Below are 16,518 nucleotides of genomic sequence, written 5' to 3'. Positions count from 1 at the left end.
TAGTTTTGCAGGTTGGATAGTAAATAGTTGGCATAATATTAAAGGTAGTAGGAAAGATGTAATGAATTTTGAAGCAAGACAAAGAAGGTTTATTGAAATCGGTTAAACAAATCGAACAAATTATCCAACAAGAAATAAATAAAGGCATAAATCCTGAAAAGATATTAAGGAATTGATTTGTTGAGACTTACTGGGCTGTTTTTGTTTCCCTTTATAAGCAATAATCCTTTCTTTAAGGAGTGTTTTGTTAAGAGAACAAAGTTCAAGCAAGAATTCAGTTAAAGATTTGTTCTTCCTTTTTGGTAGGATATAGTCTGTATTTATAAGTTGCCTTAATTTCCATAGTTGCTTGGTTAGAGTTCTAAACTCAATAAGTCAGACAATCCCAAGCGACTAAACTCTAATTGACTGACTAATTCAGTTAAAATTATGTTATAATTTTAACTCTTTTCGCAATTCATCTCACCACTTATAGAAGTGGGAGTATTCTTGCTAGGATTTAGATAAAAGTAATTTACGAAGGCAATATATTATTTTCTTTTTGATAAAGTTGACAAAGTCAAGTCATGATGAAAATTAAATTAAAATTGATCAAAAGGGAAAAATTTCTTAATTTTTCTGCTTACGCTTATAAGAAGATTTATAGTGCGTTTAAATAATTTTGATATATACGATGAATATATAAGAAAAAGGCTATGAAAAAAAAGAGTCACTAAAAAAAAAATAAAATTTTCCTATATTTTCTTTCTTGAATCTCTTTAAATCTTGTTATCTCAACCTTGTTTGTTGAACCTTATTTACGTTCATTTCTTAAAAATATCAAACCTCGGCGTAAATATTTTTCGTTGTTCTCTTTTGGGTTGGTTGCTTTACTGTTATTTCTTTTGTTTGCTTTTGGAACAATGGCAAACAAAACTTGAATACATTCCAAGCATGTAAAGAGAAGAATAAGATATGACTCAAAATGCAAAGTTTGCCAAACCAAACTATAGAGAAGTCCAGGAAAAATTTTTATCCGAGTTCGATTTATCTGGGCACTCGGAATTGGTTAAAAAAGATTTTTATAAAAAAACTTTACCTCGTTTGTGACTTTTTATGTTTACCGTGGGACTTGGAGGCATGGTGATGTCAATATTTTTTACTGAGCCAATACTGGAAATATCTTTTAAGCATAATTTATATAATAGTTCTTTGCCAATTCATTAACTAGTTTAACAAACTAGTTAGATTTTATTCTCTCCTGATTCTTTGCTATAAGAATTTGAGAAGGAGCTTTCTTAGCTAGTTGTGGTAAATTTACTAGAAAAAATAATTTTTACTTAAAATTACAGTTAGAACAGGCTAAACTCGCGAGTTAATTAACTCTTGAATTTCTGGTAAAGTTCACAAAAAAAGTTCCAATTGTTCGGTTAATATTCGGTGCCTTGAAGTATGAGGATCATCGATGTTAAGATAACCAGGATCATAGTCGAGTAAGAGACAATGAGATATTTCGTGAGCAATAGTTCGAACAAAGTGGGGAAAATTATAATCTTCATCTGTATTGACATTCATTAATTGCAAAGCATACTTATAATTAAAATGAACATTTTTGGTAATGATTTCAACCTTGCCTACTACTTCTCTAGTTAGTCTAGTACGTCCTTTTCAGTTATAACTCATTTCTCAGCCTCCAAATTTAATGTAAGAGGAAGAAATTGGAAGAGGCGAAATAAAAAAAAAAACTAAAGATCGACATTTTTGATAGACCTTGTTGATAGTATGTTCGAAAAAATCTTGTAGCATTACTTTTTACCTTTTTTTGGATAATTTGGTTCGCCAATGTCTTTTTGCGTACAATTAATCTCGCTTACTAAGCTTGAAATAGTTCTCTTTAGTAAGGATTTATTAATATCTCTTTTAAACTCTTCAGCAAAGTCTTTAAGCCATTTTTTATCCTTAAGAGGATTTTGTGTAACTGATTTGTTTGTTGTTACCATAATATAAATAGTTTTACTGAGGTAACGTTGTTTAGAAGAAAAATAGTAAAAAAGGAAGCTATTGCTATATTACTTCACTTTTTTTTGGTAAAAATTAGAAAATTATAATAATTTTCCTCATGAAAATAAACCTTACAAAAAGGACTTTTTTTAAGATTCTGGATTAACCATATTTTTAAGAGGAAAACGTTTCTAAACCATTATTGTTTTAGAAAGATTAGTTTTTTTTGCCAACATTAATTCGTAAAAATAAAAAAAACATTTTCTACTAGTAAAATGATGTAAAATGTAGTTATGATAAAAGCACAAGAGTGATTAGATAAAAATTACCCCAAAAACCAAAGAGGGGATATTAAGAAATTGGATATTTCAAAAAAAAACCTAGAAGGAACATTAGATTTAAGTGACTTTGTTAATTTAGAAGAATTGGATTGTTCTAATAATTTTTTTACTTGTATAACAATCGTGCACAACAACAAGCAATTATTAACTAATCAGTTGCTTGATTGAGAAGAAAAGGAGGAAATTGCTGAATCAAATTCTTCTAAATCTTCATCTATATCTGAAGAAATAAGAGAATTAAACAAATTAATGAAAAAACTAGCTAGAGTTGAAGAAGAAAAAGATCGAAAAGAAAATGCTCAATCACAAGTTGAACTTAATCGAATTCTTGTCCCAGATAACCTTACTAGTTTAGATATAAGCAATAACAACTTTTTACAGCAGGATTTAAGTATTTTTAGTTGACTAGTTAGTTTGCAAAGATTATTAATAGGAAACAGTGATGAAGAAAAATTTCAAAGTGGTATTTACAATAAATTCTGCGGTTCTCTGTCGTACTTAAAAAGTTTGACTAAATTAGAATGCCTCGATATTTCTAATACTGATGTGGATGGAGGATTAGCTGAATTGTCTAAAAATGAAAAGTGGATGTAACTAAGAGAAAATTAAATTTATATAAATTTGCTCAACCGAAAGAAAAAGGCAGTTATTATGATTATCAAGAATGAAACAAGGCAGAACGAGAATTGAGAATTAAAATTAAAAGTTATTATTCGTCTCTTAATCTAGAAGACAAAATCATAAAATGAAAAGAATTGTTAGAAACTATCAAGGGTCAAACAGGTGATCAAAAGGTTGTGAGTTTTACTGAACTTCTAAAGACAGATTATAACAAAACTAAAGAACAAAAATCAGATGGAAAAGAAATAAATGCAGGAGAATTTTTAATCGGAGCATTAGCGGGAAGAATTAGTGAAACAGTAAGAAAACAATTAGTAAAAATTTCCCAAGATTTAAAATCAGAAGAGTCAAAAAAAAAACTCGCAGAACTGCAAAAAGAATTAGTGTTCGAATATCTTCAAGAAAATAAGAAATTTTAGAAAAAGTTCAGTTTCAACGAGAGTTCAAAACAATAAGGTTTAGTTTGCCAAATAGCGTACTAGTTGATAAAAGAAGAATTAATAAACAAATAATAAATAACACAAACTTGATAATATAATAAACATACCTTAGTAAATGCTTACGAATAATAATAACGTCTTAGGTTTGTGTAAATAAACGCTTCTTGATTTTAATAGCTTTTCTTAAACCATTAATTTCTTGGTCTATTTCCAGGGTAGTAAGATTATTGTCCTCCTTGCTTGTAATAATTAATTTGAAGAGATAAAGTGAGATTTTTTTTAAGATTGCAACAAGGACTAGGGTAATTATGTGATAATTTTCATAATGCTAAATTCAGCAACACTTTTAATACTGTTGTTCATGCAAATCACCAAGAAGTTAAATAACAAAATTAATTAATTTGTTCTTTATAAAAATAGTTTTTGCGATTTTTTGTCCTTCTAGTATTTCGCTTATTTTAGGGTCATTTTTAGCTAGTTTTTCTATTTCTTTTTTTATTTTATTTTTGGGTATATTTATTAAACTTTTTTTCTTTCCATTAATTTGAATCACTATATTCACTTTTTCTGGAATAATCGACAATTCCTCTATTTTAGGCCAACTGCTTTTATTAATGGAATTTTCACTGAAATAATTTCATAATTCTTCGCTAACGTGAGGAGCCAAAGGGTTTAATAATTGACAAAAGGTTAAGGCATAGTCAATTGGTATCAAATCAGCTTTATAGCAACCATTAATAAAAGACATTAGCGAAGCGACCACTAAATTAAGTCTAACTCTTTGATAACCATCATCAACCTTTTTTACCATTTTGTGATAAGAGAAAGTTAATTCGTTGTTTTCGATATTTTTAGTAAACTTATGCTTATGAAGAGTAAAAAGGTTATAAATTCGGTCTAATCATTTTTTCATGGCTCACACGCCCTCGATATTAAAATTAGTAGTTTGTTCGATAGGTCCGATAAAAGCCTCATAAAGCCGCAAAGCGTCAGATCCATAATTTTCTACTAGTTCATTAGGACTAACAATATTACCTCGTGACTTAGACATTTTTTCGCCGTCGGCTCCTAAAATCATGCCCTGACAAATCAGTTTTTTAAAGGGTTCGGTTTGAGGAACTAAGCCAATTTTGTATAAAATTTTGTGTCAAAAACGAGCATATAATAAATGTAAATTAGCATGTTCTTGTCCGCCAATATAGATATCTACCGGCAATCAGTTTTTTATAATTTCTTGGCTCTCTTCACTATTAAGGGCTAAATAATTATCATTTTTTCTCAACAAAAAAGCAATATAATATCAACAAGAACCCGCTCACTGAGGCATAACATTAACATCTCTTTTTCCTTTTAGGCCGTTTTTATTTTTAATATTTACTCAATTTTCCGCTTTTTGTAAAGGAGAATAATAACGAGGATTGGGGGCAAAGTCGGTTAAAGGAGGGAGAATTAGCGGTAAGTCCTTTTCGGACAAAAGTTCTTTTTGGTTATTTTCTCAGTGAATTACTGGAATAGGTTCTCCTCAATATCTTTGCCGCGAAAAAATTCAATCTTTTAAATGATAAAACTCGCCTTGGTGTCCTTTGTGGGCTTTTTCCAAATTTTCGTTTATAACTTCAATTGCTTTTTCTTTGCTATCTAAATTATTAATTAAAGGCGAATTAATGAAATAACCGCTTAGTTTTTCTCCTTGTTCGTTTATTCGAAAAATCTTTTTTATCGGCAAACTGTATTTTACTGCAAAAGAATAATCAATTTGTTTATTTTGTTTTAATTCTTTTTCGCTAACTAAATTAGGTATTTCTTGATATTTAAATACTTCCGGAGAAAAAGCATTAATCATTACCGCTCCGGTTCCATATTCGCTTATAACAAAATTGGTTATTCAAATGGGTAATTTTTCATTAGTTAAAGGGTGTTGAGCGTAGTTTCCGGTAAATTCTCCGTATATTTCTTGGCTTTTTCTGTCTTTTCAAGTAGCACAAAACTCATTTATTTTAATTTTCCTATCAAAAGAAGTAATTTGAGTAATAAGAGGGTGATTAACCGATAAAACCAGAGCGGTTACTCCATAAAGAGTTTGAGGACTTTTAGTGAAGACAGTAATAGTTAAATCTTTATCTACTACGGAAAAGTTAACAAAAGTGCCTCGATTAAGACCAATTCAGTTTTTTTGTAAACTTTTAATACTATTCGGTCAGTCTAATCCGGATAAATCCGCTAATAATTGAGGAGCACATTGAGTAATTTTTAAAACTCACTGGGGGATTTTTTTTTCTACCACAGGGTAATTTCCGCGTTCCGAAAATTTTTGTCCGTTTATTGTCTTTATTTCCTCGTTGGCTAACACTGTCCCTAGTTTTTCACATCAATAAACTGGTATTTCTTTATGTTCGGCTAATCCTTGACGATATATTTGACAAAAAATCCATTGCGTTCAATGGTAATAATTGGGGTCGCTGGTATTTATTTCCTTGCTTCAATCATAAGAAAAGCCCATTTTTAATAATTGCTCCTTGAAGTTTTGAATATTAGCGTTAGTAAAAGTTGCGGGGTGATTATTAGTTTGGATAGCATACTGTTCGGCAGGTAAACCAAAAGCATCCCAACCAATCGGCATTAAAACGTTGTATCCCTTTAAGCGATAAAAACGGGCTAGGGCATCAGTAATAGTATAATTACGGATGTGTCCAACATGTAAACCACTACCTGACGGATAAGGAAACATTGCTAAAATATATTTTTTTGGCTTGGAGTTATTTGATAAGTCAGTAAAAAAAGTTCGGTTTTTCTCCCAATATTCTTGTCATTTTTTTTCGATTTCCTGGTGTGAATAACTCATATTAATTAATTTTTTCATTTCTTGCTATTTTTTTATTAAAAAAAAATTGGTACTATTAAGATTATGAAACACAACCATTTTCTGCTTTTATAACTTATCTTTGATACATAAATCTATTTTCAGTTTCGATGATTTTTGCTTGTCTCTACTTCCATCTTTATAACTAATTAATTTGATGACTACCGAATAATATTCCTTCGCTAACCGCTTGGATTACTGCTTCTTCAGATAGATTTTTGGTGGCAAATGATTGAATATCAACGTTTCAGTTCCTTTCACTATTACCGGCAAAAGACATAAAAGCGAAATCAACTAGTTTTATAAACTAGTAGCATTAATTGTTTAAAATATAATTATGATTTAGTATTTGGTAATTTGAGTGAATTAGTTCATTTTTCACGTATATTAAACAAAAAACATTATGACATGAAAACAGTTTAAAACCTGACTAGACAAAAACATAATTATAAGTGAAGGACTGGTAGTGAAAATTAAAGAGAGAAAACAAGATAAATATGGTAAAATATCGGTGGTTACTCTAACTAATTTCTACGACAGTTTGGAAGCAACACTAGACAAAAATAATTATTGTCACTTATTCCCTGCTTTCAGTAACAGTAAAAGTTTCGAAGAACTATTTTCTCCTTTTGTTTGTTGCTTTGGTAATAAAACTAACAAAGAAAAAGTAAAAGAAATCGACTATGCTTTGTTAGAGAAAATGTTTTATGATTGAAAAAAGGAAGTTTCTAATAGTGAAGAAAATAATTCTATTAAATTCGTTATTAGTTCAATCAAAGAATACCCTGACTGATGTAAAATTGAATTAGATCGACCAATTACCTTTCGTAATGGCCAAAAACAAAGTTACTTTTATTCCGCTAACATTTATCCCTTTAATAATTATCAAACAGAAGACCAGGTAGAGATTGAAATCGAAAGATTAAAAGAGCTAGGTAATTTAGAAATCATTAGTGATTTTTCTTTGCTAAAAAGATCTAATCAGCAAGATCAAGTCAAAGCAGAGAAAATAATTGGTAATTATGTCACCAAGCTTCATGAAAAAATTAACGGCAGTAAAGAAAAATTACTAATTAATTGAAAAGAACTAGAAGAAATTAATAAATGAGCAAGTAAGTTAGAAATATCAAAGATAAATACAAAAATTACTAACTTTAAAAAATTAATCGAAAATTACAAAATATTAAAAAAAAAGAGAGAAGAAAAAGAAGAATTAGAAAAACAATTGATAAACAAGAAAAAAGCTTTGATTGATTCACAGAAAGAGAATGAAATATTTATCGGTCTACAAGAAAAAAAAACCCAATTAGAAAACGAAAAAGACAATATTATTTACTCTATTCAAACAACTAAAGAAGAACTAGAAGAAAATAAATATTTAGCAAATATTAAAGTAGAAATAATAAAATTAAAATTTAAAAAGGAAAAGATGTTTTTGGAAGAAGCCTTAGGGGAGGCATCTTCAAATAGCCAAAACAAAGTAGAAAGACAAAAAAAAACGCCTTATCAGATGCTAGAGATTGACAAAGATGCTAACTTAGAAGATATTCAAAAGGCCTATCGAAAATTGTCTTTGATATATCACCCAGATAAACAGGCTGGAAATAGCAATGAACAAAAAATTGAAGCTGAAAAAAAAATGCAAGAAATTAATGAAGCGTATGAACAATTAATTGATAATAAGCGTGATGAAGGCAAAAATCAAGAAGAACTGAAAAAAAGTTGAGAAGAACGAGAAAAAAATCTAAAAGAGATATGAAGGAAATTTTTGGCTGATTATTCGGGAACTACTACTATCAGAAACATTTTAGTTGAATACGTAGAAAAAGGTTTTACTAGTTTAAGATTTCGTTTTTTTCTATTGAAAATACAATTATCATTGGATAGAAGAAAGTTCGCTAAATTAAAAGGAAAAGTAAGTGAATTAAATAAAAACGCTCAAAAACAGAGAAATTATTTTTTAAAACAATCTTTTTATGAAGAACAAGCAGAACTATCTAATTTAGTAAAGGCCAAAACCAACATAGCTGGTAACATCAAAGAGGTCATTCGATTTAAAACTTGATGAAATAATAATCTAGCAACAGTGATCAATTATCACGATAATTATTATTGAGTTTTTTTAGTGGTTTATGAGCCAGAATACAGAAATATAAAAGAAAATTTAACAGTGTTTCCTAAATATAAAAACTGCAACTGTTGAGGAACTGACAAAAGAAAAAATCATAACAATGTAAAAGGAGCTCAAAAAGAAGCAAAGTGATTAAGAGAAAAGTTAAATGAAGAGAATCCCATGCTAACGGTTCATCATCAAGCAAATAAATGTGTAGATTTTAGTATTGTAATCACTGAACCTTATATAAAAAGTAAAAATTTACCCTGCAAATGAGAAACTAAAACTAAATTTACTTCATTTTTAGACGGTAGCATTTACCAACCCACAATTTTTACCAGCAAAACAATAGAAGTGAATAAAACAGTTTCCAATCAAAGTCCTGATGAGTACTTAAAGCCTTTAGATATAGTGAAAGTAAAAAACAACATAGCAGGACTATTTGATTTTTATCATGTGGGAGTATATCTAGGTAATAATCAAGTTTGTCACTTTACTAGAGAAAAAAATAATACTACTATTGATTCATGGGAATATTTTGTAGATGAGTGTATAGATGGAGAAGTAATCAAATATCATCCTATAGTCCCTTTTAAGCACTATAAGAAAATAATCAGTAACATTGTTTGAGCAGAGTCAACTAATTTTCGAGTAGATAGATATGATTTATACAATCGTAATTGTGAACATTTTGCTAATATGCTAGTTTATGGGATTAATTATTCAGAGCAAATAGAGAAAAGAAAAAATACTATTAAAACAACTTCGTCACTCTATTCTAAAATTATTGACCTTGGAACCATTGGTTATAATACTTCTACTACTTCTTCTGTTATAATAAATAACGATAAAGATTCTACAATTAAACTAGCTGATGAAATAAGAGAAACTGATAATATTCTTGGCTGTGTAGCTGCTGATCATCAAAAAACAAAAGAAATGGAAAGACAATATTTACAAGAAGTGCCTCCTCCAAAGCAAGAATGTAGTATAATGTAATTAAAAATATGGTCGGAAGATACGTTTATATTATAAAATTAACAAAATATTATTGAAATTATTTAAAAATTACTAGTATTCTTTAAAAGAAATGTAATAGTAATCATTTGAAATTAGTACTGAATAACTTGGCAAAATCAAAAAAAAAAAAACATGGTAACTGTAAACAAAAACATACTACTAATTGGTAGAACAGGAAGTGGAAAATCATCACTAGCAAATGTGCTGAGTGGAACTGATGAATTTGTAGAAAGTGCTAATGGTACAAGCGAAACAAAAAGTATCAAAGAAAAAAGATTTGAGATTGATGGTGTTAAATATTGCGTAATTGATACAATTGGAATTGGTGATACACAACTAGATGATACTAAAAAGGTTTTATTCAGATTAGGAGAAATAGCTCGTTTTATTGAAAATGAAGGTTTGAATCAGATTTTTTTTGTAACCGGTAGTCGTTTTACTAAGGAAGAAATAGAGACTTATAAATTGCTAAGTTCAATCATTTTTGACCAAGATGTTTTCAATTATACAACAATAGTTAGAACTAATTTTCCTGCTTTTGAAAATGAAACAGAATGTGAGAAAGATAAGGCTAAACTTTGCAATGAAAGCAAGGAGTTAAATGAAATATTTAATCACGCGAAAGTTATTTATGTTGATAACCCAGCCTTGTTAGGAAGGCCTGCTGCCATTGCTATAAATAAAGAGACACGCGAGTTGTCAAGAAAAAGATTAATCACTTATTTAGGAGCTATAATTCATAAAAATTATCTCCCAGCTAATTTGAAAGAGGTAAACGATAGGATCAGAGATTATATGACTGAAAAAGAGAGGTTGGAAAAAGAGTTAAAAGAAAAAGAAGAAATGATCAAGAAAATGCTTGAAAATCATGAAAGAAAGATAAAAGAGATTAAAGAAGAAATAGATAAAAAAATGAAAGATTTAGAGGATAAAAAAGATAAAGAAACTAAAGATTTAAAGTTAAAGTTAGATGAAGGTATAGAAAATTTAAAAAAGGAGGGTAAGGCAAGTAAAGAAAAAATTACTAGTTTAAAGAACCAATACGAAAAAGAAAAGAAAAATTCAGAGGAAAAATGAAAAAAAGAGATAAATAAAATAAATAAAGAAAAAGAAGAGGCTGACAACAAAATGAAGATTTTGCTGAAAAAACACGAAGACGAAATTAATAAGTTGAAAACAAAAAACAAAGAATTAGTAAAAAAGGTTGCTGATGAAATAGAAAAACGAATTAATCAAAAAAAAGATTTAGGATTGGCTGGATCGATGTTTGCGGGAACGGTGACAGGAGCAGCTGCAGGAAGCATCATTCCAGGGGCAGGAACATTGGCTGGTGGTACAGCAGGATTGGTTGCTGGCGCAGGAGTGTGAATTGCCAACAAAATTAAATAATAATGAAATTCTACCAAAAAATAAGTCTTATCTTAATCTTTCTGCTACTGACATGTTTTTTTATTTTAAGACTTACTCCTCAGCAACAAGATAAAAAAAACACCGACAAAGAACAATTTATTAGAGAATTTTCTAAACGATGAAAAACAACTCCCAAAAAGGCTAAAGCTTTTATTAAGTCTTTAGCTCAAAGAACTGATTTTTTGGAAGTGAAAAAAGAAGATGATGATTTCACTTCAAATTTGGATTCGGTATTAACAGAAAGATTAAAAGAGGTTGATGAAGACATTTTTTCTTCTTTTCCTAAAGATATCACAGAATTTCAATATTTAATAAATGTTTTTACTTATAGAAAGCATGCTTTTTTGTTAGCTATGTCATTGCCACGTATTGATGGAACCAGATGCATAGATTGAGAAAAATTATCAGAAGAAAAGAAAAAAGAAGAAAAACTAAAAATCGATAAAAAAAAATGTAGGAAAAATATGGCAAATCTTGAAGAAATTGTACGAACTCGTATTAATCCCGGTTTAAAAGCTAAAGCTGAAACATTCGATAAAATTAATGATGTTTCTGAACTTAACACTTGAGTAAATGAGTATTCAAATTTATTCATTATTAGTGAAAACTTAATAAGTCTTAGAAATTATTTAGCAGAAAAACATTCAGAAAAACAGATTTCTGCAACTCCAGAAATGTATAAGATAGTTAATAATCCAAAACTAGGTATTGAGATGAGAGTTGATGTATTTCTGACAACGCCAGAAAAGTAAAAAAACAAATGGAACACATCAAAACTTAAGTGAGGAGAAAAGAAAATTGTTGAATAATGAAAGGATATGATTCTTGTCTTAAAAACGGTGAACTAAATGGCAATTAAAAATTATTCGTAACAAGAGAAAAAAAAGATGACAAACAAAAAAAATAATTTTGAAGAAGTTTTTAAAGAAAGTGCTGACAGTGCTAGCAAAACTAGAAAAAATCTGTACGATTGGTGGTACAATGGTATCGATAGTAACGAAAAAGAAAGACTAGAAAGAATTGGCATAAATTCTAGTAGTTCTAGTTCGAGTATTTATTCTCTTAGTGATTTAAAAAAAATACTAAAACTTGAAGAAGTAGCAAGATCAAATAAAAATGCTTTTTCTTCTGAAGTAATAAGTTCGATTCTTTTTTTCTCGACTTGGTTCAGTCCAAATTGTGTTTTGATTATTAATGAAGTTAGCGTAGAAGAAAAAGTTAGCGAAGCACTTGTATCTACGCAAGATATGATATACAACATGGCAAGAGCAAAGGGAGAGGATTTTCCACAAGCCTATGCGGTTGTTAATACAGCTTTGAATTCGCAATCAATTGAACGAAATGTTCGAGAAACATCAAGAAAATATAAAAATTATCGTATCAGAGTAGTTATTTTTGACTCTTGTTTTTACAATTATCCTTTTGTTTTAAGAGTTGGTACAAGAGATTTTGATAGTTTTAATGAAGTTAAATCTAAGGCATTTTCGATAATGAGAGATTTAAATGGTGACCATCCTGCTTGTGCTGTTTTAGAGAATACAGATGAGGTCTTTAACTTACCTTTTAGTGGTGAAATAGTAGGAGTAAAAGGGTTTAGTTTATCGTTTAATAGAAATGAGCCGGAACGTTATATAGAGCCGCTTGACATTATTAGGGTAAAGAAAAGCGTATATTTTCATGCAGGGATCTATTTAGGCAAGGACGATTATGGTAATCATAAAATAGCACATGTGACAAGAAACAGAGCTGAAATTGCCAATTGAAGCGAACTTTTTAATTCTAGTTCTTCTGCTGTTTCTTATTACCACCCTTTTCTTCCTTATAAAAGACCAGAATTAATTAAAGAACATATTGCTAGAGCTGTTTCTAGCAAAAATTATGATGTCAGTTATGATCCTTTATTCGGTGCTTCGGATTATAAGAAAGGAAATTGTCATCATTTTGCTAATAGATCTGTTTTAGGTCTAAATTTTTCTAATGAAGGGAGTTTTTTTAAACAAGGTAGAGAGTTAAGGGAAGAGATTGAAAGAACAAACAGTCATTTTAACCTTTTAAACATTAAAGATTATAGTGGATTAAATGATGTTCGTACGGATATAGAAAAATACATGCAGATAGCAGATTATGAGAGTTATGAGGATAGGTTTGAGAATTATGTTGAGGTAAATTCTAATTGCAAATTGCAGTAATTTATGGTTTTGTTAAACATATTTGTACTTGCTTTTCTTTGAAATCTTCTCTATACTCTATTATAAAATTCACTTATATATGATATTTCTTTCCTCTTTTACTCAACTTCTAATTTGTTTTCTAATTGTTTCTACTATCTATTTATTATTTAAGCTTCCTTTACTTTGATGATGAAAGAGATTAAGTTTATGAGATTTATTACTTGTTGTTCTTGTTCTTTCACTTTATTTATGAATTCTTTTAGGGAATACTATTATTTTATAGTTATTTAAAAATTTTGTAAAAAGTGTGATAATTTCTTTTCTTAAGTCTTTATGCTATTTGGTTAACGGTGGATTATATATACCTCCTATTATTCACTTTTATAACTACTTTTCATGCTTCAATAAACTAAAATAATGAGTTAATTTATGGAAGCGGTTTTTTAGCATTTTTGAGGAACTAATATCTAAATAACAAGTCGGCTCATTGGTTAGAAAAATTATAAAATTAAATCATATGATGATTTTTTTGTTAAACATTTTTAACATATTTGTACTTGCTTTTCTTTGAAATCTTCTCTTATTTTTTGTATTACTTTATCTTCTTTATAAGTTGTTTATTTTTTTCAAATATCGAAAAAAATTTGAATGAAAAGATTATGCCTTGATTGTTTTTTGTTTTTTTTTAGCTTTCACTCTTCATGTTCTTAAGGCACTTATTTTTCCGTGAAGATTCGATTGATGTGGTAAATAATAACAATGAGTAAATTATGAGGACAAGATAGTCAAGACCATTTCTTTTTTCACTCTTGCTGATAAGTTTCAGAGCCAAAATCCTTCGTTTAGAAAAATCTGGATGAATATCCGTTCAGTCCTTTTTAGCAAAAATAGTTTTGATTTTATCTTTTATTTTTTTTAGATTTTATATATTAACCAAAGATTAACCGCTGAAACAGAGATTGATGGTGTTTTTTCAGCTTTGTCATCTTTTTACAGTTCGTTAGGAATTAGTTCAACAGATTTCTCTTCTAAGAGTTTGGTAGGTAAGGTTTACTATTTAAAAAATGAGTTTGAGAGAGCGGTAGGAGAAAGAGAAGACTTACGAAAAAACAGGGATTATTGGCAAGCAGAAGAACATAAGGAACGAGTAAAAGCAGACCAATTAGAAGCGAAAATTTATCAAGAAGATGATTGCAAAATCATATAATAATCCTCGTGGGTTTGAGTTTATTTTAAGTGTAGATAGATTACTATTTAGGTTTATTAGTAAGTTATGTTGTGACTGAAATTCTTTTAGTATAGCTTTAGCAATTTTATTGACCAGTTAGAAATATTTATATTCGAAGAGAAAGTTTTAATTTCATTTCTTGTTTTCTTTAATATTTTCATTATTCCCTCTACATTTTGTTTAAAAAAGAATGTTCTAACTCATCTAAAAACGGAGAATATAAGGCCTTGCTGCTTAGCAAATATAGAAGTTTTTTAGCTCGAGTAATTCCCACATAAAATAATCTTTTTTCTTCCGTTAAGTCTTGGGTTTCTTTATAAGGGAGCGTTCCTTGGTCTAAATAAACAAAAAATACTACTTCAAATTCTAGTCCTTTAGCTTGGTGAATAGAGGAGAGAATTAAATTATTCCGAGTTTTAATTAGTTTCTTATCCTCAAAAGCAATTATTATCCATTGCAAAAAAATATTGAGTAGTTCTCCCAAGTTAGGATATTCTTTTTTTCGCTTCTTTTCTCAATTCTGAGCAATATTAATAAATTGTTGAACATTCTTTTCTCTTTCGGCCGAGTTAATTCGAGTTTTTAGATGTTCTCAATAATTAAAGTCATTAAGAATTCCTAAAAGAAAAGTATCTAAGGATCCTTCTTTGGTTAATTTTTCCTTTCAATTATTGATTTTAAAAATAACTAGGCTAATCTTTTCCACTTGTCCGGCTGCCAATTTTTCTTGCGTTAAATTATTAATGGTAGCAAAATTGTTGAGATAATTGTAGACGCTAATTCCTTCTTTTTCACTGTTTTGCTCAATTTTTTCGATGGTTCGTGCCCCAATTTTTTCTTGAAGACTAAACATTCTTAAAAGAGAAAGGTTATCTTGATAAACGATAGTTCTCAGGAGAGCTAACACATCTTTAATTTCTTCCCGTTGAATAAATTTAAAAGATCCTAATATTTCGTAAGGAATCTTTTGAGCAATTAATTCTTGCTCTATTCGGCCAGAAAGATAATTATTCCGGTATAAAATGGCAATATCACTGAATCCAATTTTCTCACGAATGATTATCCAACGGATTTGGTTAACCATCGAACGTATTGATCGACCATTAAGCCAATTTACTTTTACTCCGTCTTGTTTCGAAGCATTTAGAAGATTATTAACTAAACTAGGTTGATTTTTTTGGATAAAAGAATTGGTTAAACTAATAATATTATTAGTTGATCGATAATTAGTATTTAGATAGATAGTTTTTCAATTTTTATCTTTGCTAAAAGAAGAAATTAGTTCAGGTGTAGCCCCTTGAAAACCATAAATAGCTTGGTTAGGATCTCCCACTAAAAAAACGTTTTGTTTATCACTTAAAATTAACTTAATTATTTCTCATTGAATAGCGTTAATGTCTTGAAATTCGTCTAGTAGAATGTGGCTAAATTGTTTTTGGTATTCTTCTCGGACTTGCGGGTAATAATTGAAAAGAGTAATTGTGTGAAGGAGCAAGTCATTAAAATCCAAGGCTTTATTAGTTTGCAAGTATTCTTGATATTTTTGATAAATTTCATATCTTTTTTTGGTCAATTCATCAAATTCTAAAGGATCATCAGAACTAAGTTTACCATTTTTTCAACCGCTAATATAAGCAATAATGGTATTGATTTCTTTTTGATCAGCATTATAGTTAAGTTGATAAACTATTTTCCGGACCATGGCTTCTTGTTCGTGGCGATCGTAAACTGGAAATTTACTTCCTGGGAAACCTAACAAATAAGAATGTTTATTTAAAACGTGAAAACAGAAAGAATGAAAGTTATAAATATGCAAATCTTTAGGGGAAGCAGTAGTAATATGAAAAAAAACCCTTTCTTTAATTTCTTTAATGGCTTTTTTAGCAAAAGTTAGAACTAAAATATTTTGGGAAGAAATTTTTTTTTTGGTTAACAAATAAATAAAGCGACTAACCAATGTTCTGGTTTTTCCACAGCCTGGCCCAGCTATAACGCATATTCGCGGATGTTCTTCGTAAACAGCTTGTTTTTGCTTCTCATTTAGTTCTTGAAAAATTTCCATCTTTATTAGTATTTTAAAATTTTTTTTTTGATTTCTTGCTTACATAAATAATTCGTAGTCACGTACTTGTTTAGAACGAAAGTCCTAAACATCAAAAAAACAAAGCAAAAAAAAAATCTCTCTATCTCACTTATAAAAAGCATTTTATCTAGACCGAAAAACTAAACAAACAGGCTAATTTTTAGTCAATAATTATCAGAAATCAGAGACTTTGAAGATTTATATGAGGTAATTTTCACTACTGATGACTTTAGACATATTGAACTGGAATG

At 29.1% G+C, this 16,518-nt stretch carries 15 protein-coding genes; 9 read left to right on the top strand and 6 right to left on the bottom strand.

Translation table 4 applies throughout. The features are described from left to right. Positions 1–68: 68 nt before the first annotated feature. Positions 69–224 carry a hypothetical protein gene (locus tag GvMRE_RS14050; protein ID WP_172575438.1) on the top strand — a complete coding sequence of 52 codons (156 nt, stop codon included), beginning with the start codon at positions 69–71 and terminating at the stop codon, positions 222–224. Positions 225–247: 23 nt separating this feature from the next. Here GvMRE_RS14050 and GvMRE_RS14605 read toward each other — a convergent pair whose 3' ends face one another. Continuing rightward, entirely contained in the window at positions 248–343 is a 96-nt protein-coding gene (locus tag GvMRE_RS14605) for a helix-turn-helix domain-containing protein (RefSeq protein WP_147411644.1), read from the bottom strand. Between the two features lie 611 nt (positions 344–954). Between GvMRE_RS14605 and GvMRE_RS12965 the strand changes: the two genes are divergently transcribed. Continuing rightward, positions 955–1,206: a hypothetical protein gene (locus tag GvMRE_RS12965; RefSeq protein WP_147411643.1), complete on the top strand. Its 252-nt coding sequence runs from the start codon at positions 955–957 to the stop codon at positions 1,204–1,206. Positions 1,207–1,341: 135 nt separating this feature from the next. Here GvMRE_RS12965 and GvMRE_RS12960 read toward each other — a convergent pair whose 3' ends face one another. Then, positions 1,342–1,785, bottom strand: coding sequence for a hypothetical protein (locus GvMRE_RS12960; RefSeq protein WP_147411642.1), 444 nt, complete (start codon positions 1,783–1,785; stop codon positions 1,342–1,344). After that, entirely contained in the window at positions 1,785–1,979 is a 195-nt protein-coding gene (locus GvMRE_RS12955; protein ID WP_147411641.1) for a hypothetical protein, read from the bottom strand. Before GvMRE_RS12955 ends, GvMRE_RS12960 begins: the two co-directional genes overlap by 1 nt. Positions 1,980–2,273: 294 nt before the next feature. On the opposite strand from GvMRE_RS12955, the gene GvMRE_RS12950 reads away from it, so the two are divergent. After that, entirely contained in the window at positions 2,274–2,915 is a 642-nt protein-coding gene (locus GvMRE_RS12950) for a hypothetical protein (RefSeq protein WP_147411640.1), read from the top strand. After that, positions 2,906–3,361, top strand: coding sequence for a hypothetical protein (locus tag GvMRE_RS12945; protein WP_147411639.1), 456 nt, complete (start codon positions 2,906–2,908; stop codon positions 3,359–3,361). The genes GvMRE_RS12950 and GvMRE_RS12945 overlap by 10 nt, the downstream gene beginning before the upstream one ends. Positions 3,362–3,761: 400 nt before the next feature. On the opposite strand, the gene leuS is transcribed toward GvMRE_RS12945, so the two are convergent. Both leuS and GvMRE_RS14450 read right to left on the bottom strand, forming a co-directional pair. Next, positions 3,762–6,242 carry a leucine--tRNA ligase gene (gene leuS / locus GvMRE_RS12940; RefSeq protein WP_216361652.1) on the bottom strand — a complete coding sequence of 827 codons (2,481 nt, stop codon included), beginning with the start codon at positions 6,240–6,242 and terminating at the stop codon, positions 3,762–3,764. 145 nt (positions 6,243–6,387) lie between these two features. After that, positions 6,388–6,522 (bottom strand): hypothetical protein, encoded by a 135-nt coding sequence (locus GvMRE_RS14450; protein ID WP_281267982.1) that lies wholly within the window; start codon positions 6,520–6,522, stop codon positions 6,388–6,390. Between the two features lie 123 nt (positions 6,523–6,645). Here GvMRE_RS14450 and GvMRE_RS12935 point away from each other — a divergent pair, with 123 nt between their 5' ends. The 5 genes from GvMRE_RS12935 to GvMRE_RS14045 all read left to right on the top strand — a co-directional run bounded on the left by GvMRE_RS12935 (position 6,646) and on the right by GvMRE_RS14045 (position 14,163). Next, positions 6,646–9,354, top strand: a complete 2,709-nt coding sequence (locus GvMRE_RS12935) for a DnaJ domain-containing protein (RefSeq protein ID WP_147411638.1) — start codon at positions 6,646–6,648, stop codon at positions 9,352–9,354. Positions 9,355–9,507: 153 nt separating this feature from the next. Beyond that, positions 9,508–10,764: a GTPase gene (locus GvMRE_RS12930; protein WP_147411637.1), complete on the top strand. Its 1,257-nt coding sequence runs from the start codon at positions 9,508–9,510 to the stop codon at positions 10,762–10,764. Between the two features lie 2 nt (positions 10,765–10,766). Beyond that, positions 10,767–11,537: a hypothetical protein gene (locus GvMRE_RS12925; protein WP_147411636.1), complete on the top strand. Its 771-nt coding sequence runs from the start codon at positions 10,767–10,769 to the stop codon at positions 11,535–11,537. Positions 11,538–11,672: 135 nt separating this feature from the next. Then, on the top strand, positions 11,673–12,974 hold the full coding sequence (locus GvMRE_RS12920) for a hypothetical protein (RefSeq protein WP_147411635.1): 1,302 nt from the start codon (positions 11,673–11,675) through the stop codon (positions 12,972–12,974). A gap of 1,018 nt (positions 12,975–13,992) precedes the next feature. Then, on the top strand, positions 13,993–14,163 hold the full coding sequence (locus tag GvMRE_RS14045) for a hypothetical protein (RefSeq protein ID WP_172575437.1): 171 nt from the start codon (positions 13,993–13,995) through the stop codon (positions 14,161–14,163). Positions 14,164–14,353: 190 nt separating this feature from the next. Here the strand turns inward: GvMRE_RS14045 and GvMRE_RS12915 are convergent, their stop codons facing one another. Beyond that, entirely contained in the window at positions 14,354–16,246 is a 1,893-nt protein-coding gene (locus GvMRE_RS12915; protein ID WP_147411634.1) for an ATP-dependent helicase, read from the bottom strand. Between the last annotated feature and the right edge of the window lie 272 nt (positions 16,247–16,518).

The sequence above is a fragment of the endosymbiont GvMRE of Glomus versiforme genome (genome assembly GCF_003546845.1).
The sequence above is the reverse complement of the archived record's forward strand: the minus strand, read 5'-3'. Positions and strand labels throughout refer to the sequence as shown.